This is a genomic window from Sphingobium sp. R-21 (assembly GCF_049913335.1).
Classification (GTDB): domain Bacteria; phylum Pseudomonadota; class Alphaproteobacteria; order Sphingomonadales; family Sphingomonadaceae; genus Sphingobium.
Map to the genome: position 1 here is coordinate 2352032 of NZ_CP184374.1, position 18498 is coordinate 2370529.

The 18498-nt window shown below is 63.4% G+C and carries 19 protein-coding genes and 1 tRNA gene; 4 read left to right on the forward strand and 16 right to left on the reverse strand.

What is annotated here, in order from left to right:
• Nucleotides 1-654 precede the first annotated feature (654 nt).
• Both ACN9MX_RS11280 and ACN9MX_RS11285 read right to left on the reverse strand, forming a co-directional pair.
• Entirely contained in the window at nt 655-1470 is an 816-nt protein-coding gene (locus tag ACN9MX_RS11280; protein WP_426387510.1) for a radical SAM protein, read from the reverse strand.
• A gap of 306 nt (nt 1471-1776) precedes the next feature.
• Nucleotides 1777-3033 carry a polysaccharide deacetylase family protein gene (locus ACN9MX_RS11285; protein WP_363827102.1) on the reverse strand — a complete coding sequence of 419 codons (1257 nt, stop codon included), beginning with the start codon at nt 3031-3033 and terminating at the stop codon, nt 1777-1779.
• A 98-nt stretch (nt 3034-3131) separates the two neighbouring features.
• Here ACN9MX_RS11285 and ACN9MX_RS11290 point away from each other — a divergent pair, with 98 nt between their 5' ends.
• Nucleotides 3132-5042, forward strand: coding sequence for an acyltransferase family protein (locus ACN9MX_RS11290; protein WP_363827105.1), 1911 nt, complete (start codon nt 3132-3134; stop codon nt 5040-5042).
• A gap of 337 nt (nt 5043-5379) precedes the next feature.
• Nucleotides 5380-5604: a CDGSH iron-sulfur domain-containing protein gene (locus ACN9MX_RS11295; protein WP_363827108.1), complete on the forward strand. Its 225-nt coding sequence runs from the start codon at nt 5380-5382 to the stop codon at nt 5602-5604.
• A gap of 63 nt (nt 5605-5667) precedes the next feature.
• Here ACN9MX_RS11295 and ACN9MX_RS11300 read toward each other — a convergent pair whose 3' ends face one another.
• Nucleotides 5668-6060, reverse strand: coding sequence for a hypothetical protein (locus ACN9MX_RS11300; RefSeq protein ID WP_363827111.1), 393 nt, complete (start codon nt 6058-6060; stop codon nt 5668-5670).
• A gap of 62 nt (nt 6061-6122) precedes the next feature.
• Nucleotides 6123-6214, reverse strand: a tRNA-Ser gene (locus ACN9MX_RS11305).
• 230 nt (nt 6215-6444) lie between these two features.
• Here ACN9MX_RS11305 and ACN9MX_RS11310 point away from each other — a divergent pair.
• Nucleotides 6445-7254 carry a DUF1134 domain-containing protein gene (locus ACN9MX_RS11310; RefSeq protein WP_133654415.1) on the forward strand — a complete coding sequence of 270 codons (810 nt, stop codon included), beginning with the start codon at nt 6445-6447 and terminating at the stop codon, nt 7252-7254.
• A gap of 114 nt (nt 7255-7368) precedes the next feature.
• On the opposite strand, the gene dinB is transcribed toward ACN9MX_RS11310, so the two are convergent.
• From dinB to ACN9MX_RS11330, 4 genes are read right to left on the reverse strand one after another with little or no spacing between them, the layout of a single operon-like run.
• On the reverse strand, nt 7369-8448 hold the full coding sequence (gene dinB, locus ACN9MX_RS11315; protein ID WP_363827113.1) for a DNA polymerase IV: 1080 nt from the start codon (nt 8446-8448) through the stop codon (nt 7369-7371).
• 51 nt (nt 8449-8499) lie between these two features.
• Entirely contained in the window at nt 8500-9039 is a 540-nt protein-coding gene (locus tag ACN9MX_RS11320; RefSeq protein ID WP_363739608.1) for a hypothetical protein, read from the reverse strand.
• Nucleotides 9036-9560 carry a YceD family protein gene (locus tag ACN9MX_RS11325; RefSeq protein ID WP_363827116.1) on the reverse strand — a complete coding sequence of 175 codons (525 nt, stop codon included), beginning with the start codon at nt 9558-9560 and terminating at the stop codon, nt 9036-9038. Before ACN9MX_RS11325 ends, ACN9MX_RS11320 begins: the two co-directional genes overlap by 4 nt.
• Complete coding sequence (locus ACN9MX_RS11330) at nt 9557-10072, reverse strand: ubiquinol-cytochrome C chaperone family protein (RefSeq protein WP_363827119.1); 516 nt, start codon at nt 10070-10072, stop codon at nt 9557-9559. The genes ACN9MX_RS11325 and ACN9MX_RS11330 overlap by 4 nt, the downstream gene beginning before the upstream one ends.
• Nucleotides 10073-10213: 141 nt before the next feature.
• On the opposite strand from ACN9MX_RS11330, the gene ACN9MX_RS11335 reads away from it, so the two are divergent.
• Nucleotides 10214-10735 (forward strand): outer membrane protein assembly factor BamE, encoded by a 522-nt coding sequence (locus ACN9MX_RS11335; protein ID WP_363739614.1) that lies wholly within the window; start codon nt 10214-10216, stop codon nt 10733-10735.
• Nucleotides 10736-10789: 54 nt separating this feature from the next.
• On the opposite strand, the gene ACN9MX_RS11340 is transcribed toward ACN9MX_RS11335, so the two are convergent.
• The 8 genes from ACN9MX_RS11340 to ACN9MX_RS11375 all read right to left on the reverse strand — a co-directional run bounded on the left by ACN9MX_RS11340 (nt 10790) and on the right by ACN9MX_RS11375 (nt 18440).
• On the reverse strand, nt 10790-11674 hold the full coding sequence (locus ACN9MX_RS11340) for an NAD-dependent epimerase/dehydratase family protein (RefSeq protein WP_426387032.1): 885 nt from the start codon (nt 11672-11674) through the stop codon (nt 10790-10792).
• Nucleotides 11671-12642 carry an ATP-grasp domain-containing protein gene (locus ACN9MX_RS11345; RefSeq protein WP_363827126.1) on the reverse strand — a complete coding sequence of 324 codons (972 nt, stop codon included), beginning with the start codon at nt 12640-12642 and terminating at the stop codon, nt 11671-11673. Before ACN9MX_RS11345 ends, ACN9MX_RS11340 begins: the two co-directional genes overlap by 4 nt.
• An 8-nt stretch (nt 12643-12650) precedes the next feature.
• Entirely contained in the window at nt 12651-13355 is a 705-nt protein-coding gene (locus ACN9MX_RS11350) for a metallophosphoesterase family protein (RefSeq protein ID WP_363827129.1), read from the reverse strand.
• Between the two features lie 2 nt (nt 13356-13357).
• Nucleotides 13358-14560: a glycosyltransferase family 4 protein gene (locus ACN9MX_RS11355; RefSeq protein WP_363827132.1), complete on the reverse strand. Its 1203-nt coding sequence runs from the start codon at nt 14558-14560 to the stop codon at nt 13358-13360.
• Nucleotides 14496-15359 (reverse strand): sulfotransferase domain-containing protein, encoded by an 864-nt coding sequence (locus ACN9MX_RS11360; protein WP_363739624.1) that lies wholly within the window; start codon nt 15357-15359, stop codon nt 14496-14498. Before ACN9MX_RS11360 ends, ACN9MX_RS11355 begins: the two co-directional genes overlap by 65 nt.
• Nucleotides 15356-16465, reverse strand: a complete 1110-nt coding sequence (locus ACN9MX_RS11365) for a glycosyltransferase family 4 protein (protein ID WP_363827135.1) — start codon at nt 16463-16465, stop codon at nt 15356-15358. The genes ACN9MX_RS11360 and ACN9MX_RS11365 overlap by 4 nt, the downstream gene beginning before the upstream one ends.
• Nucleotides 16466-16626: 161 nt before the next feature.
• Entirely contained in the window at nt 16627-17865 is a 1239-nt protein-coding gene (locus tag ACN9MX_RS11370) for an outer membrane beta-barrel protein (protein WP_363827138.1), read from the reverse strand.
• Nucleotides 17865-18440, reverse strand: a complete 576-nt coding sequence (locus ACN9MX_RS11375; protein ID WP_133654428.1) for a polysaccharide biosynthesis/export family protein — start codon at nt 18438-18440, stop codon at nt 17865-17867. Before ACN9MX_RS11375 ends, ACN9MX_RS11370 begins: the two co-directional genes overlap by 1 nt.
• Nucleotides 18441-18498 lie beyond the last annotated feature (58 nt).

Below are 18498 nucleotides of genomic sequence, written 5' to 3' on the forward strand. Positions count from 1 at the left end.
CATCTCACGGCTGCTTTAAGGGAGAGGAAAAACAAAGGGTAGCGTCCAGCATTGGTCGCTTGCCGCTGGTCAGGTTACCACGCTCTGCTCCGCTGGTTCAGACTGTGCTGCCTGAACTGCCAAGTCGTCACGCCGAGGCCGTCGGCTGACAGCTCGAGAAGCCTCTTCCTCATGGTCTTGGGGTGCCCCCAAGTGATCTGCAACAGTCCGGCCATCCGTGCGCACGTGATCGCGAAAAAAGAAACCAAACACCTCATGTAGCCATACTCGACGGCCCATTCGATAATACCAGCGGATCGCATGGCGGATCTTGGGATCGGGGTGCCACGCCCACCAAAGCAGCGCACGGGGGCGTAGCTGTGCCACCGCTTCGATTACCTTCACCCAGAGGAACAGCCGCCTGGGCGTCATTTGTGCCATACCCAAAACTTGATGTTTATAATCCCATTTGGTCGGGTCAGACTGCACAACAGGGCGATCCATTGCGATACGGAAAAAAGGCGTCCACCGGTGTGGCGTGACGTAGAGCGCCTGGATCTGGTCGGCGTCATAGGAAATAAGCTGCCTGAGACCCCGTCACATGTCTGCGTCGGTCTGGTCGTCAAATCCTGCCACCCAAGTAACCATCGAGAGGATGCCGTGCTGCCGAAGCAGTCAGATGGCTTCGCGATCGCTGGCCGTCGCCCCTCCCTTTCTGATCAGCTCTAACGTGGCCTCGTCCGTATTCTCCATTCCCATGAGAAAGCGCTCGAAGCCGGCCCTCTTGTAAAGGTGAAGAATATCGGCATCGCGGACGATATTGTCAGCTCGGGTTGATCTGACCAGCGTCACCGATATGTCTTCGGCGATCAGCGCCTCTAAAAAGGCCTTCCACGGCTTCCTGCCAGCGCTGGGATTTTCGTCCGCGAAATTGAACACCTCCACGCAATGATCGCGATAGAGCCGCGCGATCTCTCGGGCGAGAAGAACAGGATCACGGTGACGCCAGCGCGTCCAGAAGCCACGCTGCCCATAATAGTTGCACAGATGAGGACAACCCCGAGAAAACTGAATTACGACCGCGCGCTTGCCACCCCAATAGCTGTAACGCGCATGATCGATGAGTTCCCAGCCCACGCGATGGACGTCCAGATCGGTGATCACGGCCGCTGCTTCGGTGGCGACAGGCTCCCCATCCTGGCGATCGACGATACCGGGCACCTCCCGGAGTGACTGACCTTGTGCGATCGCGCGCATTAGGTGGCGCGCCGTTTCTTCGCCTTCTCCCTTTACGATGGCCCGCACATGCGATTCCTGCGCGAGAATTTCGCGCCAGAAATAAGTCGGGTGAACGCCGCCATAAATTATTGCGGCGTTGGATAGCGCCAGCGAAACGGCCGCCGCCATCTGTGAAATGATCGTGTGTCCAGATGATGAGCCGGAATGACCAAACAGCACCGCGTCCGGCGAACGGCGGACGATTTCGGCGATGAGAACGTCGAGCGGCGTCGGCCCAAGCTCCGTGAGCCGAGACCAATCCGGGAATGTCCGGTTTCAGGCGATTCCCACTCGCACCAGAGCGACCGGCTTTGGCGCGGTAAACGACCGACAGCAGTCAAACTTGTGAATGACCGGTTCCGGCATAAGCCGACATACGCGGAGCCCTACCGGAACGGCATGAGCTAGTCGAGTGCTGCTGCCTCGATCGCTGCCAAAGATGCGGCCAGAGCCGCCAACATAGCCGACATTGGGAAGTCGGCATGCGATCCTCAAACCGGTCGTATGTTCACGTCTCGTTTAGGAATTATTGCGGCATAGGGTTTTCAGACTGCCAGGACGATGCAGCTTTGCAATCGCGTCGATATCAATGTCTTTTTGGCGAGCGATGCGCTCCATCATCAGCTGATTTCCAGTCCATGGGTCATCACCATTATAGGCTGGATCGCGCTGTACCGCTGTCAGGCTCACATAACGCGCGCCTGCGACGTCCAGCCTTGCCAGCACCTCGGGCAGCATGACCGCGCCCCAACCGCTCAGATGGGTCAACAATATCTGAGGAATCATGCGGCCATAGACCTTGTGCGAAAGCGACTTCATCCGCACGATCCCCTGGTCGATATTTTTCAGATATTGCGCCTTCATGGTTGCGATTGCGGCGGTGTCCCCCTTGGCGAGGCAACGGGCATAGGCTTCGCTATAGGCCCAGTCGTCGAAACTGACTGTGGCTTCGGCAATCCGATATCCCCGCTGCTTCAGGAACGCCATGGCGCTGTCATGCTGGGCCTGATCCCTGCCCGCTGCCATGTTGGGAAAGCGGAAATAATGCCAATCCGCTCCGTCCATCCGGCGGGCGATCTCCTGCTCGCCGGTCACGACATCGGTTTTCCATTGCTCGAAAGAGGACGCGCGGTTCAGGTTCAAATGACTGTAGGAATGATTGCCTAACGGATAGCCGGCGCGGCGCCAGCTATCCAGAACCTTGCCTCCGTCCTTGTCCCGTTGCAGTTTCGCGACGTTCACGAGGCCGTAGGCTTCAGGCACCCCGTGCTGCTTCAATGCCTTGATATAAAGTTCGGCAATGGACAGTCGGGTCATCCCGATAGGCAATCGGCCATTTCCGGTCAGATCGTCCACCGTTATGGCGATGTCGAAGGGCCGTCTATCTCCGGAATAATCGGCGGAAGACCGCGGCGCAGCGACCAGCATGAGCGCAGTCATCGCGACCAGGACCGCGACTCCTACTCCTATCATCTTCACCCTGCCTCGGAGGGAGCGTCGCCCAGGCACAGCAGAGCCGTCAGCGAGCGACTTTCCGATTTTCCTGAATGTAGCCATTTCGTCCGTTTTGAATAGGCGCGCCAGCGTTTTTTGATGACGCGATGCCTTCACCCAACATGTAACATATTGGTTTACCCGAGAAATTCGATGAGTGTTGCATATTATGCGATGCAGTGACGCCGGCTCGGGTTTTGGCGGTCGAAAATCTGAAATAGTTTCTGCGCACTTTCTTGCCAATTCAATAAAGAAAAAGGGGCCGAGAATGCTTGATTCCATAAGGCATTCCTGCATCATAACGTCATACGACTTTTCGATAATCTTGATCGAATGCCGAACTTCCTGGTGATGGCCGATATTTCACGGGAGGATTGTGTATGATCAGGCAATATCGCGCGGATATTGACGGGCTGAGGACCGTGGCCGTCATCCCGGTCGTTATCTTTCACTTGGGCACTAGCCTCTTTTCCGGCGGGTTCGTCGGGGTCGATGTTTTTTTTGTCATCTCCGGCTTTCTGATCACGCAAACGCTTCTGGGTGAACAGGGCGGATGGCGCGACGCGCTGTTCGATTTCTACAAACGCCGCATCAAACGCATTTTCCCTGCGTTGTTCGCGCTCTATCTTTGCGTGATGTTGGCCGCTTTCGGCCTGCTGATGTCCGATCAGTCCGCCGAAGTCGCAAAGTCGATCATCGCTTCCATTTTCTTCCTGTCCAACATCCTGTTCTACAGTCAGAGCGGATATTTTGATGGAGAGTTGGACAGCAATCCACTGCTCCATACCTGGTCCCTTTCGGTGGAGGAGCAGTTTTATATATTCTTTCCGCTGCTGATCTTCTTCACCCGCAACTGGACCGCCGCGCACCGGCGGCAGCTTGTCTGGGCGTTGACGCTGGCCAGCTTCCTTGCCGCGCAATGGATGGTTTCCCGCAACGCGAGCGCGGCTTTTTACCTCATTCCCTTCCGCACCTGGGAACTGTCGCTGGGCTCGCTGCTGGCGATCGGGGCGATTCCCGCGCCGCGCCGGCAGTGGCAGGCCGAAGTCGGTGTAGCGGTTGGCCTGGCACTCATCGCCTACGCGGTCCTGTTCTACAACAAGGCCACCACTTTCCCCGGCGCATCGGCTCTTGTCCCCTGCCTGGGGACGGCCCTCATATTGTTGTGCGGGGAAAGCTGGCGCACGTTGGGAGGACGGCTGCTTTCCATCCCGCCCATGCGTTTCGTCGGGCTCATATCCTATTCGCTCTATCTGTGGCACTGGCCGATCATTGTCTTCTATCGCAACATCGACAGCCGCTTGGACAATGTGGAGCGCGTATCGTTGCTGATCGCCGCTCTGGCAGCCGCAACGATTTCATGGGCATTTGTCGAAAAGCCTTTCCGCCGTTCGAGCCGCCTGAGCTCTCGCATTGTGGTGCTGCGGGGCACGGCTGCCATGGCGGCATGCGGCGCGGCGGTTTTTTCGTTGGCCGTCCTTAGCGACGTCCTTTATCCGATCTCGGCGCAGGCGCGCGGCGTCCTGGCTTATGGTGAGCGAACCGGCCGCACGGAGATGATGCGGACCGGATCCTGCTTCCTGACGACCCAAAATCGCCTTTCCGATTATTCATTCGAACGATGCATGAGGGCGCCGCACGACAAGTCCCGCGTCCTGATCGTGGGCGACAGTCATGCTGCCCATCTTTATTACGGACTGAACCATGCCCTGCCCAACGCTCACGTGCTGCAGGCCACGGCAGCCGGATGCAAACCCCTGGTCAACAGCCGCGGCGATGCCCGCTGTCTAGCGCTCATGCATCAGGTGTTCAACGAGCATCTGAAACGGATACGGCCGAACATGGTGATCCTGTCGGCGCGGTGGCTGGAGAAGGATGTCCCTGACATCGAAAAGACCGTGCGGCTGATCCAGCAAGCCACGCCACGCGTGATCGTTTCTGGTCCCATCGTCGAATATGATCAGCCGCTTCCCCGGCTGCTTGCAAGGCACATCGACCAGAACGAGCCCATAGACATGCATCGTAACAAACAGGTTCCGCTGGTCGACCGGCAATTGGCCGCAGCCATGAAGCGGGCGCACATTCCGTATTTCTCGCCCTATGCCAGCCTCTGCGCGCCGGACTGCCGCCTGTGGGTCACGCCAGGCGTGCCCGTCCAATTTGATTATGGCCACCTTACGCAACAGGGATCGGTTCTGATCGCCGATCTCATGGCTCGGCAAATCCAGCCCGAGCTTGCGGGCATCCCAAAGGCGGCCGACGTAGCTCAATTGCAGCCAGCAACTTATTGAAAGCTAGGCGGTGATTAGCATGGCCAAACGGCGAGCTTCGGTTGCGCCGTTTAGGCTCTGGAGTGATCGAGATTTGGCGCGCTACCGACCAAGACCGCCAACTTCTCGGTCATTCCCGATGTGAAATCGTACGCCCGATAGCTGCCTTCCGCATGGCCCCCGGAGTTTTTGTCAAAACTCCCTAGCAGCGCCGGCTCATCGAGCAGATCGGTGCTTGTTCGACATTTCCTCCGATGAATTGGCCATTTCCTTATTTCGTGCCAGGCGATATATCTCCGGCTGAGACCGGACAGCGGAGACGAGCGCTGCCCAAGGACGGCCACCTGAGGAGGCTCCGATGGCGGTGGATATTGTCGCAACAAAAAACGGGCCATATCTCGTAACCGGCGATTTGACCCTACTTGAGCTGCGCGATGGAGCTGGAAATCTCTATGACTTTCAGGGCAAGAGCCGTGTTTTCCTTTGCCGGTGCGGTGCGTCGATCACGAAGCCGTTCTGCGACGGCCAACATTCCAAGATCGGTTTCCAAGCGGCGGAGGCCGCAGTGAAATCTGACAGTTAGCGCCGGCAGAGCCGACATTCGTCGGATTGGTCGAGCTCGCTACAAGCTGTCGTTGGTTCACCATCAATGCCGCAGATCACCGAGCGCGAGTTCGTTCCACATCCAGGTGAAGTCATAGCTGGCCATTGGGTCGCCAGCACCTGTTTTCGCCGCGCCATTTTCGAGATATTTGAGCCAGTCGGCGACCTTGGCCCGGCCGGCCTTGGTGCGGGCCAGCGCGCGGGGCGTCTTGTCGCCGAGTGCGGGTACGGCTTCATCAAGCGTTCGCGTATATTCGCGGGTCATCATCTCGTGGACGATTCTCTCCATTTCCCGTGGCGGAATTTCCAGCTCTTCATCCTGATCGCCGCGCGCGGCTTTGACAGCTGTTGCCGAGAGCTTTCCCATGCTCAAAATCTCCCACAAATCCAATCGGTTGCCGATGGAAGGCAGTGGATCCCAGGAGACCCGAATCACCTTGAAGGCCGCAGAAATGCGGGACTTTCAGCGATTGGCCCGGTTGTGAGAGGATGGAAAGGTGGCGGAGACGGAGGGATTCGAACCCTCGGTAGCCCCTTAAGGCTACGACGGTTTAGCAAACCGCTGGTTTCAGCCACTCACCCACGTCTCCGCACGAATTTGCCCACCGGATAAGGTGAGCAGTGGCTAGATGTCGGCCTATAGCGACGGGTTTCATACATGGCAACGGTCCGGCACGGAGAAAAATCACCCGGATTTCGAAAAACAGATTCGGACTGGCGCGGAATCGACTCGGGTCGCCGTTCGTTCATTGTCGTTTCAGCTTGTTCCCCGATAATCTGAAATGTGGTTGAAGAGCGGTTTCTCTGGGGAGTAGCGGGCATGATCGGGATTTTACAGCGGGTTTCGGGCCGCGCTGGAAGGGCGGGCGCTCTTGCGATCGCCCTTGGCGCTGTCATGCTGGCACCCGTGGCGCAGGCGCAGGTGCGCACGGTCGACCCCAATACCGCGATCGATTCCGATCTGGCGCCCGTGCCGCAGCCGGGCGGCACGCCGACCGACCCCGGGGTAGACACCAGTTCCCAGCCGGGAAACAGCGCGCCTGCGGGCAGCGGCACCTCCTATAATCCGCCTCCGGTAAGTTCCGGCTCCACCGCGACAGGCGCGCCGGTGACAACCAATTCCCCGCCGGCCGCCATATCCCCTGGCGATTCCTATCAGCAGGACGATCTGATCGGCGCGGCCGAAGGGGTGTTCGGCAAGGGCGCTGAAGGCCTGGCCGGGATCATCGAAAAGATCCTGAAGGATCAGGGCCGTCCCAATGCCTATATCGCCGGGCGAGAGGCGTCGGGCGCGTTCGTGGTCGGTCTGCGCTATGGATCCGGCACGCTCAATCACAAGGTGGAGGGCAAGCGGGAGGTATATTGGACCGGCCCATCCATCGGCTTCGACGTGGGCGGCAATGCGGCCAATACCTTTGTCCTCGTCTATAATCTCTACGATACGCAGGACCTTTATCACCGCTTCCCGGCGGCGGAAGGCACGGCCTATCTGGTGGGCGGCTTCACCGCCAGCTATCTGCGCTGGGGCAGCGTCGTTCTCATCCCGATCCGGCTGGGCGTGGGATACCGGCTGGGCATCAACGCCGGCTACATGAAGTTCACCGAAAAGCGCAACTGGCTGCCCTTCTGACGCATAGGGAGCATTGGGTTGGCGCAAAGCGATTTTTTCCAGGTGATCTCTGGTCAAGAAATAGCGGAACACAAGGACTCCGGAGCGGCGACCTGATCCAAGAGGAGCGCCGCTCTACAAGCTGAGGCTGAGCTGGCCGCGCGCCTCGTCCGGCTCCACATGATCCAGATTGTGGACGCCCAGGCCCAACAGGCGCGCACCCATGCGCAGCGGCAGTTGGGCGCGGAGCAGCCCCCGGGCCGTCTGCACCAGCAGGTCAGGCGAGCGTAGGGGAGCAGCGAAGCTCTTCGACCGGGTAATGATGCGGAAATCGGCGAACTTGACCTTCAGCACCACCGTACGGCCATAGGCGCTGCTTCTTTCGATACGGCCCCAGAGATTCTCCGCAATCCGGTCGAGTTCCGTGATCAGCGACTCCTCCGTGATGAGGTCGTCGAAGAAGGTATCCTCGACGCTCACGGATTTGCGTTCCTGCCGCTCATGCACCGGGCGGTCGTCCTCGCCCCGCGACGCGCGATAGTAGAACAGCGCCGCGCTGCCAAAATGCTGCTGGAGGAAGGACAGCTCACGCGCCCTCAGGTCCGCGCCGGTTTCGATGCCCAGCGCCTGCATCCGCTTCGCCGTCACCGGCCCCACGCCGTGGATACGCCGCACCGGCATCGTCGCGATGAAGGCCGCACCCTCTTCCGGCCGGACGATGCAGATGCCGTCAGGCTTGTTCTGGTCGGAGGCAAGCTTGGCGATCAGCTTGTTGTAGGAGACCCCGGCCGACGCGGTGAGCCCGGTTTCCTCCCGGATCAGGCGGCGGATTTCCTCTGCGATCAGCGTGGCGGAGGAAATGCCCGGCTTGTTCTGCGTGACGTCGAGATAGGCCTCGTCCAGCGACAGCGGCTGGATGATGTCGGTGAAGCGCGCAAAAATCTCCCGCACCTGGGCCGACACGGCGCGGTAGACATCGAAGCGGGGACGGACGAACAGCAGGTCGGGGCAGAGGCGCCGCGCCCGCGCGCCCGGCATCGCGGAGCGCACGCCATATTTGCGCGCTTCATAGCTGGCCGTCGCGACCACACCGCGAGGCCCGCCGCCGCCCACCGCCAGGGGCTTGCCGCGCAGGCTGGGATCGTCGCGCTGCTCGACCGACGCGTAAAAGGCATCCATGTCGATATGGATGATCTTGCGCGGCGGAGCTTCCATGGCCCGCGCTTATGCCACAGGCCGGAACGAAAAGGAAACGCAAGGCGGGCGTCAGCGTCGGAGCAGGCGAAGATTGTCGAGCAGCCATTCCAGATGGGCCCGGCTGATCCGGCTCCACACATTATAGGTGCAGCGCTGGCCGCCGACGCGCAGATAGGCGAGGGAATGCAGGCCCTGGCCGCCCGGATTGGCGGCGGGATAGGGCTGCGCCCCTTCCTGACCATAGCCGGCAAAAGACGGGGTGGGCAGCCGCGCCAGCTCGCGCATATAGGGCCACTGATCGGTCAGCCTGCGCCGCTGCGTCCGCGGGTCCGCCCTGTCATCCGGCAACAGGCCGGTCCCGGCAAAACCATAAGCGCTGCGCAGGCCGGGAAGGTCGAAGGCGACGCCCCAGCCGCCGCCGAAGCGGGCGGCGCGCGGCGTCCCTTCCGGTTCTCCGGGCGCGGCGAGCGCGAGCGGAGCGCAGGATTTGCGGTTTTCCGCTTTGGCCCATTCGGCGCGGGCGCGCCTTTCCCCGATCCGCGTCCCGGTTTCCGCTCCGAAGGCCGGCATGGCGCTGAGCAGCAGCGCCGCCGCCAGCGCCAGCTTCATGTCTTGTCCTTGAGCGAGAGCAGCGCGGCGAAGGGGCTGGCCTGCTCCTCGCTCAGCACGCCCGCTTCGCGCAGGATGCTGTCCGCTTCCGGAGAGCGCGGATAAGGCGTCATCGCCAGCGCCACGGTCTCGGCCACTGCCTCACCCATGTCGATGACAAGCCCGTCAAAACCGATGGTGTCGCAATCCCCGGCATCCAGTTCCAGCTCGTCACCCTCCGGCACATCCTCCCCTTCCCGGACGAAGCGAAGCAGGAAATCCGTGTCGACCTTCTCCGGCACTGCCGCGCCTGTCGCCACACAGGGCTGGGCAAGATCGGCCCGCACGCGTCCTTTGGCGAAGATGGCGCCATTATCCTCATTCAGGGCATAATCCGCCTCCAGACGGTCAAGCGCCAGCAGGTTGAAGCGCTTCGCCAGCGCCTCGCGCTCGGCGGCATCGGCGGTGATGGTCACCGGTTGCGCATGGCGGGCAAGCTGGTCAATGCGGACGGGACGGGAAAATTCGGGGGCGGAGCTCATCCAAGGTCTCCCGCCATCAGCGCGTCGCGGCTGAGACAGCCGAGCCTCACCCAGCGCGCGCGCAGATGCGATTCGACATGCGCCAGCGCTTCTGTGGACGGCGCCTCGCCGCGATAAAGATTGCGGGCAATCGCCTCGCCCAGGTCGGCTTCGCCCGACAACGCCGCGCGATAAGCAGCCAACCGGCCACCCAGCGCGCTCACCATGCGGCCGATATGCTTGCCCACGACGACGTCGCCAATCCCTTCCTGCCGCAACTGGCCGTCCATATCGTCCACGAACAATTCGGTCAGCCAGACGCTCTCCTGCGCGGCGCCCAGCGCCTCCAGCCGCATCAGCGCCTGCGCGAGGATCGCGATGATCATGTCGAACCGGCCGTCCATCGTATCGGGAACCTGCCCCTTCACATACCAATGGGGCTGTCGTCCCTCTGCAACGATGGCGTTGTAGAGGGTGCGCATCGCGTCCCTGGGATCGCTCGACGCGAACAGACGCTGAAAGATGCTGGGCATGAGTTTGACTGTTTCCTGGCTTGACCGGTCGGCGGCCCCTTGCCGAGGCTCGCGCATTTCCATATTGATCGCCCGGCCGCCCGATGCAATGGCGGCTTTGTTTTTCGGCAAGGTCCGGGGCCAGCCCCGCAGGAGAAGTTCATGCGCCAGTTCAGCCGCCAATCCCGCAGCGGGCGGATTTTGCTTGGCGCAGGCCTTTGCGCGCTGCTGCTGGGCGCGTCGGGATGTTCCCGCATCCGCACCCATCAGGGCTATCAGGTCGACAAGCTGCTGGTGGATTCGATCCAGCCCGGCATCGACAATCGCGCCTCCGTGGAGGGCACTTTGGGCCGGCCGAGCTTCGTCGCGCAGTTCGGCGACCAGGACTGGTACTATGTGTCGCGCGACATGCGCGCGCTGGCCTTTTCCAACCCCAAGCCGGTGTCCCAGACGATCCTGCATGTCCGTTTCGACGGCGCGGGCAATGTCGTGGCGGTCGATCGCAAGGGACTGGAACAGGTCGCCAGGATTTCGCCTTCGGGCGACAAGACGCCGACTTTGGGCCGCCATCGCAGCCTGTTCGACGAGATTTTCGGCAATATCGGCGCGGTCGGCGCTGCCGGCATGGGTGGTGGCGGCGGCGGCAGCAATACCGGCGGCGGCGGCGGCCCGAACGGGAGCTGACGGAACAGCCGGCCAAGATGCTGTTCCCGCAGGCAGCAGCATGGCGCCCTGGCTTCAGTCCGTCTTCAATATGTCGGTCAGCCCCGCCGCCAGTGGTCGCGGGCGATATCCCAATGCTGCCATCCGGTCGACATTGAGGGCGGGGAAACCCCAGTCCTCCTCTGCTTCAGCTTCATAGGCGATCGGTACGCAGCAGCGCTCCGCCAGCATCCTCGCCAGTTCCGCAATGGTGGTGCGAACACCGCTGCCGACGTTGAAAGCCCCCGCATGCCCGCTGGCGAGCAGCAGCAGCATAGCCTGCGCCACATCCTCGACATGGACAAGGTCGGAACCGAAGGCGCCACTGCCATGCACGCGGATGGGGCGCCCACTCGTCGTCGCTCGTGCCATCGCAGCCAGGGCGCCGCTCTGCTGGCCAGGCCCGTAGACCGATGCCAGGCGCAGCGTCTGGAGCAGCACCTCCTCCCCGCGACAGCGTTCCTCCGCATAGATTTCCTGGGCAATCTTTGAACCCAGATAATAGCCCCTGCTGCGGGGAAAGAGCGGCGCTTGCTCGTGCGGCGGTCGAGCGGTCGGCGCATAGGCATTGGCGCTGCTCGCCTGCATGATCCGCCCGACGCCGGCCCGAATCGCCGCATCGACCAGCTTGAGCGTGCCGAGCGCATTGATTCGCCAGCAGCGCTCCGTTTCGGCCAGGTCATGATGATCGGAGGGAATGTGCGCGGCCAGATGCACCAGCGCCGCGCAGCCGCCCAGCTCGACCGCCTCGACCGCCGACAGGTCAAGCAATGCCCATTCATCGTCCGGATCAACATCGGGCGGCGGGCGGCGAGAGAGATGGCGAATGCGCCAGCCGGCCCGGCGCGCCGCCGGCGCGAAGGCGCGGCCGACAAAGCCCGAACCGCCGGTCAGCGCCAGCAAGGGAGCGCCGCCGTTCATCGCACCGCGTCGATGCGCTCCTGCGGCACGAACATCTCGTCCAGATAACGCAGGATCACGCCCTCGCGCACCGGCGGCTGCACGACCGGCGTGCCGTGGAGCAGTTTCCGCACGCACATCTCCACCTCATTGAAGCCGGCCATGGCCCGCAGCGGCGTCGTACCCGAAAAGCGGGCATTGATCTCGAAGACGCGAGGTGTGCCGTCGGCATCGGTGCGGAACTGGAAATTGGCGGGACCATGGGGTTGCAGCGCCCTGCCGAGCGCCCGCACCTGTTCGTTGAGCCTGGGATAGTCGCCCAGATAAGCGCGATAGCTGTTTCCGTCGCGCAGGTCGCGGCGCATGACGATCGACGCCTGCACCTCGCCATCGAAGACCAGCGTGCTGGCGGTATATTCGCTGTCGGCGTCGCCCACGCATTGCTGCACGACAAGACCGCTGCGCCCCTCCAGCGCCGACGCGAGCGCGGCCCGGTCGTGAACCAGCGACACGCCCACCGACCGCGCGCCGATGCGCGGCTTCACCACCAGCGGAAATCCGACGGCGGCGATCAGCGCCTCGACCGCTTCCCTGTCCTCCGCCGCGGCGGAAGCGGGGTGGGGCAGTCCGACACTTTCGAAGAAGCGCGCGGTTTCCAGCTTGTCGTCGGCGATGGCGACGACGCGCGGATCGCTGACCAGCACATGCGTCCCGAACAGCGCCTCCAGCCGATGCCTCTCCGCCGCGAAATAGGACAGCTCCACATCGGTGCCGAGCAGCACCATATCGGGCCGCTCCCGATCCAGCAGCTGGTGGATGCGATCGCCAAAGGCCGGATCGTCGGCAAAGGGCAGGCGATAGGCGCCATCGGCCCAGTAAAGGCCAGCGGAAAGCGGATTGGGGTCAGCCGCGATGATCTGGCACTCCAGCGCCGATTGCCGCAGCGACTTGATGATGCCCTGCCCCAGCACCGCGCCAGCTCCGGTCACCAGGATCTTCATGCGAAGAACCGGCAGAGCCGCTCCTGCGTGGCGGCGGACAGAGTAGTGGCGCGGATCGCGTGCATCTGGTCCTCCGGATCGAAATCGATATCGCGGCTTTCTATGGTCACAAAATCTCCCCTGACTTCGATCATCGCCCATTTGGGCGTCCGGTCCCCGTCATCACGCGGTTGGCCGAGCGAGGCGAGGGTGAAGATGGTGGCGGCTGCGCAATCATAGCGGCGATGTCGGTGGACATGGCCGAACAGGCCGTAGCGAAAGCCCCGCGCCGCAACCGTGTCGGCGGCCTCCTCTGCCTCCTGCGCGGATCGGATGTAGCGCCAGTCCCCATAGGCGAACGGATTGGCATGGGCGGCGAACAACGGCCCCAACGACCAGCTTTCCCGCCAATCGAAGGCCGCCATGCTGCCGGATGGGATATGGGCGGCCGTCCAGTCGACGCTTTCCCGCAGCCATTCGGGCAGGTCGGCGCGATAGCGTTCCGCCGCCGGCGACCCCCGGTACAGCATGTCGTGATTGCCGCTGATCAGGATCGCGCCGTCCCGCGCCGCCGCGCCCTGCACCAGTTCCAGCGTCTCCAGCGGCTGCACCCCATAGGTCAGGAGGTCGCCCAGGATCAGCATCCGGTCGAACCCCTCCCGCCGCGCGGCGGTGAGCGCCAGTTGCAGCGGGTCGCTGGCGGCATGGATATCGGTCAGCACGGCTATTCGCATGGCGATATCGGCCGGGCCAGAGGGGCAATGGCGATGCGTGGATGGCGGGCCGCGATCAGGTCGCGATAAAGGTCCAGATGCGCCGCCGCGCAATTTTCGATGGAAAAGCGGCTGGCGGCTTGCAGCGCGCCTTGCGACAGCGCGGCGTAGCGGACGTCATCGCTCAGCATATCCGCCATGGCCTGCGCCAGCACGGCGGGATCGGAGGGCGGGACGAGCTGGCCGTTGACGCCGGGCAGGACCATCTCCCGATTGCCCGCCACCGCGGTCGCAACGATGGGCAGGCCGCTCATCGCGGCCTCGATCATCGCGATGGGAAAACCCTCCCAAAGCGAGCAGTTCACGAAAAGGTCTGCCTGCCGCATCAACATATCGACGTCGCTGCGCGCGCCCAGCAGTTCGACCGGCTCTCCCACCGCCTGGGCCTGAAGCCCTTCCAATTCCGGCCCGGCACCCGCGATGCAGATACGCGCTGCGCGGCCCTGCGCCGCCAGTGCACCCACCAGCGGGCGGGCAGCGCGGAGCAGGGTCGGATAATCCTTTTGCGCCGATATCGTGCCCACGGCCAGGATGATCGGATCGCGCCCGGCGGCAACGCGCGGCTGCCCGGCATGGAAGCGGGGGCTGGCAGCATTCAGGATCATGCGGACAGGCTTTCGCGCATGGCTGCGGAGCAGCGTCTCGCACTGGTCGCTGATCGCGACATAGCTGTCGACGATGCGGTTGAAGAGGGTGAAGGCAGAGGGCGGAAAGGAAAGGCGGCTGTTATGGTGGGTCAGCACTACGGGCACGCCCGGCATGGCAAGCGCGAGGGGGAAGAGCGCACGGGCGGTATGGGCGTGGATCACGTCCGGCCGGATCGCGCGCAGGGCGCGCCGCAGCGCCAGCGTACCTGCCACAATATTGTTGCGATTGGCCAGCCCCAGCGAAAAGGCCGTGGCGCCGCCCTCGCGCAGCCGCGCCCGCATCGCTGCTTCGGTGGCGGGCGCATTGCCGACCTGTCCGGCATCGCTGAGGGACAGGATCGCCGCCTGATGGCCCGCCTGCGCAAAGGCCTCCGCCAGATTGCAGACCAGCATTTCGGCGCCGCCCGAGGTGAAGCTGGTGATGATCGAGCAGATGCGCATTTCAAGCCGCCAGATCGACCCCGGTCGCCGCCAGCAGCGCCAGGGCGCGCGGCGACAGATCGGCACGGCAACGCTCCAGCACCAGATCCGCCTGATCGGGGCTGAGCCATTCGCCGAAGGCGCCCGCCTTGCCGCTGCGCATGCGCAGGCTTTGGTCGTCGCTGCGGTCATAATCATGGCCGGGAATGCCGCCGTCGCGTTCCTTGTCGCGCATCCGGTCGAATTGCGCGGCGGCAACGGCGCGAGCGAGCATGTCCGGTTGCGGCTGCACGCCCAGAAAGGCGAGGATACCCGCAACCGTGGACATGGGTTCGGCGAGCATATGTTCGTAGCTGATCAGGTGATGCCGTCGTCCGGTCAGGCCCGCCGCCCAGCCGTTCAGATAGCCGGTGAGCGCCGCCATCCCATATTTGGGCTCGTCCAGGAAAGCCGCCATGTCGCCGGAAAAGCTCTTCTTGTGCCGGGTCGCATGGAAATAGGCGGACACGATCACGTCGCGGGGATCGCGGACAAGGAACAGGACCGGCCGGTCAAGGAACAGCCTCTCGCGATAGGGCAGATGGCTGACGAGAACCAACGGCAGGTCAGCCTGGCCCGTCCCGCCGATGAAGGCATCGATTCCCCGTACCGGATCACGGTCGAAATTGGGCAGGATGCGAAACGTGCTGGTCAGGTCGGGTTCGAACCCCAGCGCCGCGCTTTCCGCGAAATAGCAGGAGAGCAGAAAGCGCAGCCATGTCCGCCCGCTCTTGGGATAGGACACCAGGAAGGCATCGGCCCGCGCCGCCGCCAGCCGCAATGGCGGCTCGTCCCGCAGCCGCCGCCGCATCGCCCGCGCAAAACCCTTCAGCGACATCATGTTCATGACCCTGCCCTCACCCGATGATGGTCGAGCACGCTGGTGATGACCGACTGCCAGCGGGCAAGCACCTGATCATGTCCGAAATCCGCCATCCGCTCCCGAGCCGCCTGCCCCAGCGCGGCGCGCCGGGCCGGGTCGTTGCAGAGCGCGACGATGCTTTCCCCCAATGCAGCGCCGTCGCCATTGGGGACCAGCAGGCCGCTCCGGTCATGCTCGATCATTTCGGCCGGGCCCCATTGGCAATCGAAGGAAACGACCGGCAACCCTGCGCCCATGGCCTCGCCCACGACAATGCCCCAGCCCTCGAAGCGGGAGGAGAGGACAAAGAGGTCGGTCCGGGGCACCCAGTCGCCCGGTTTCTCCGTCACGCCGGGCAGGCTCACCCGATCGGCCAGCCCCAGACGGCCGCGCTGCCGCTCGAGCGCGGCGCGCTCCGGCCCCTCGCCCCAGATCACAAGCTTCCAGTCCGGAATGCGTTGCGCCACATGGGCAAAGGCGTCCAGCAGCAGGTCGAAGCCCTTTTGCGGCACCAGTCGCCCCACCGCCCCGATGGTATGCCCGTCCGACCGGCGATCCGGCGCGGCACCGGCAGGCGGCACCGGATTGGGAATCACCCATCCCTCCACGTCCATGGCTTCCTTGAACCAGTCCATCGCCCCCTGCGTCATGGTGATGAGGCCGACGGAGCGCGGATAGGTCATCTGCCGCAACCGGCTCCAGACCGGCCCCACCGTCTGGAGCGCGGGATTGTTGCGTTCCGATACGATCACCGGGATATGCAGCGACCGCGCGGCCAGCAGGGAGAGGATGTTGGTGCGGGTCAGGAAGCTTACCACCAGTTCCGGCCGCACCGCCTTCAATGCCCGCCGCAGCAATCTCTGCCGCCGCAGCATCGCCAGCGCGCCGGTCGCGACGGCACGGCGGCGCGACTTCATGCCTAGCCTGATGATCCGCACCTGCGGATGATAGGCGTAATAGGAGGGGGCGGACGCCTCCTCGAAGACGATCAGGGTGATGCTCCAGCCCTGCGCCGCGAAATGGTTGCAGAGCAGGCTGACGATATGTTCCGACCCGCCCGCGCCCAGGCCCGGAAGGACGAACGCAAGCATGGGTGGCCTGGATGCTCTTACCAGCATGGCGGCGGGGTTCCTGTATAATCACGCTTTTATGCCGTTCACTGTCCTAGCCGGGGGAGCCCAAGTCCATTGCGCGAAGGGGTTAGGAGGCAGCCCTTTGGATCAGTCCTGTCCCGCTCCGGCACGGCCGCGCGTCAATAATGGACGCGCAGTTCGAGACCTCCGCGAATGCGGTCGAATTCGTCCAGCGGAACGCTGCTGTCGCGTTTGGAGAAACGGGCCGTCGCAGCGATGGCGACTCGGCGGTTCAGGGCATATTCCAGCTCTCCGGTGACGCCGTAGAGCTTGTCGGTGTCGTCCACGCCGAAATATTTGCTGCGGCGGTAGAGGATTCCCAGCTGTCCTCTCAGATTGTGGCGGATTTCCTGGTTTATTCCCAGCCGGAAGCGCATGTCCTCACGCGATTGCACCCCGGTCCGGTAGGTGGCGACATTGCCGACGAAGCCGTCGAGCGTAATGGCGGTGCGTGGGCGAGGGGTATAGGTGAGTCCGATCTGCACCGACATGCGGGTCTGCGATTCTATCCGCTTGTCCTTGGCATCCAGGCGATAGACGCCGACCGCCGCATCGCCGCGCAACGTGCCACCCGGATCGATGGCGATGCCGACCCGGGCGCCATAGGTTGACGCGTCGCGGTCGAACTGGCCCGGCGCGGGGGCACGGCGGAAATCGCGATGCGCAGCCACCCCCTCGACAAAAAGGCTCGTCAGCGCAGACACGCGCATCATCACCCGCGCAAGCCCACCAACCGCGTCCAGATCACGCTCCTCATCGATGGCCCGGGTATATCGCATGCGCGCTCCGGTGGCCCTGGCCAGAAATCCGATCCGCGAACCCTGGTGCAGATAGGACAGGTCGCCATCCACCAGGTTCAGTTCGCGCGGACCGATATTGGGCAGGGTATTGCCCTCCGGCTCGCCCCGATCCTCTATGAGATGCTGCCAGCTCGCGGCGACGTTCAGGCGGTCGGCGGCTGACGGGTTCCAGTTCAACCCGGCGGCTATGCGTCCACCGACCGCATCTTCCTTCTGATACTGGAAATATTTGCGGATATCCCCTTCCGCCCGGGCGGTCACCTCCAGTGCACTCCCCTTGCGCAGCAGGTCGATATAAGGGCGGACCTGAAGGCGGAAATCATCCTTCTCGCCAAAAGCCTGAGCGTAGATATTGCTGTCATATTCCAGCCGGGCGCTGCCGCCGATCCTTAAGGTCGCGCTCCCCAGCGTCAGCGGCGTCGGTTCGAACAGCCCGCCCGGCGTCCCCTGCTCCGGACCGGCGGGGTCCAGATCCTGCGCATGGGCGTCCGTCAGGGCCGTGATCAGCAACAGGGCCGCAACGCTCCCGGCGGCCCGCCCCAGAGCCGGGGAGGGCATCAAAACCACTTCTCATAGATGCGCACTGTGTCGCCCGGCTGGATCATGTCGCGCTCGCTCGCCCGGCCGACCATCTGTCGACCATCGACCATGCGTGTGATGGCGACGCTCCCCTGTTCGGCGCGAAAGGTGTAACCGCCCGCGACGGACACGGCCGCGAGCACCGACATTCCCGCACGATATTGATATTCGCCGGGGCTCTTCACCTCGCCCAGCACATAGAAAGGACGCAGCCTGACGGGCTGGACGCTGACGGTCGGGGCATTGAGCAACTGGCGCTGCGTCAATTGCTGGGCGATGCTGGCCTGCAATTCGGGCACGGTCTTGCCGCCCGCATCGACATCGCCCAGCACCGGAAGGGAAATCTGGCCGCGATCGTTGACCACATAGCTGCTGCCGCCCGGATCGGCCGCGCTGAGGCCGGGAATCGCCACGCGCACCTCATCGCCCGCGCCCAGCCGATAGGCGACGGTCGGTGCCGGCGGCAGGCTGGCAAGGCCTGACAGCCCGCTCGAGCAGGCGGCTGTCAGGGCAAAAAGGCCGAGGAAAAGGCCATGATGAAGCCGGTTGCGCATCTGCGTCCCCTCTCAAATGGATGTGGTGGAAGTTTAAGCCCTTTGGCTGATTCCGGGG

Coding starts and splice junctions, on each gene's coding strand:
- ACN9MX_RS11290 (WP_363827105.1), top strand. CDS start 3,132: ATGATCAGGCAATATCGCGCGGATATTGACGGGCTGAGGACCGTGGCC.
- ACN9MX_RS11365 (WP_363827135.1), bottom strand. CDS start 16,465: ATGCTTGCGTTCGTCCTTCCGGGCCTGGGCGCGGGCGGGTCGGAACAT.
- dinB (WP_363827113.1), bottom strand. CDS start 8,448: ATGGAAGCTCCGCCGCGCAAGATCATCCATATCGACATGGATGCCTTT.
- ACN9MX_RS11325 (WP_363827116.1), bottom strand. CDS start 9,560: ATGAGCTCCGCCCCCGAATTTTCCCGTCCCGTCCGCATTGACCAGCTT.
- ACN9MX_RS11360 (WP_363739624.1), bottom strand. CDS start 15,359: ATGAACATGATGTCGCTGAAGGGTTTTGCGCGGGCGATGCGGCGGCGG.
- ACN9MX_RS11340 (WP_426387032.1), bottom strand. CDS start 11,674: ATGAACGGCGGCGCTCCCTTGCTGGCGCTGACCGGCGGTTCGGGCTTT.
- ACN9MX_RS11370 (WP_363827138.1), bottom strand. CDS start 17,865: ATGCCCTCCCCGGCTCTGGGGCGGGCCGCCGGGAGCGTTGCGGCCCTG.
- ACN9MX_RS11285 (WP_363827102.1), bottom strand. CDS start 3,033: ATGGAATCAAGCATTCTCGGCCCCTTTTTCTTTATTGAATTGGCAAGA.
- ACN9MX_RS11375 (WP_133654428.1), bottom strand. CDS start 18,440: ATGCGCAACCGGCTTCATCATGGCCTTTTCCTCGGCCTTTTTGCCCTG.
- ACN9MX_RS11310 (WP_133654415.1), top strand. CDS start 6,445: ATGATCGGGATTTTACAGCGGGTTTCGGGCCGCGCTGGAAGGGCGGGC.
- ACN9MX_RS11320 (WP_363739608.1), bottom strand. CDS start 9,039: ATGAAGCTGGCGCTGGCGGCGGCGCTGCTGCTCAGCGCCATGCCGGCC.
- ACN9MX_RS11295 (WP_363827108.1), top strand. CDS start 5,380: ATGGCGGTGGATATTGTCGCAACAAAAAACGGGCCATATCTCGTAACC.
- ACN9MX_RS11330 (WP_363827119.1), bottom strand. CDS start 10,072: ATGCCCAGCATCTTTCAGCGTCTGTTCGCGTCGAGCGATCCCAGGGAC.
- ACN9MX_RS11335 (WP_363739614.1), top strand. CDS start 10,214: ATGCGCCAGTTCAGCCGCCAATCCCGCAGCGGGCGGATTTTGCTTGGC.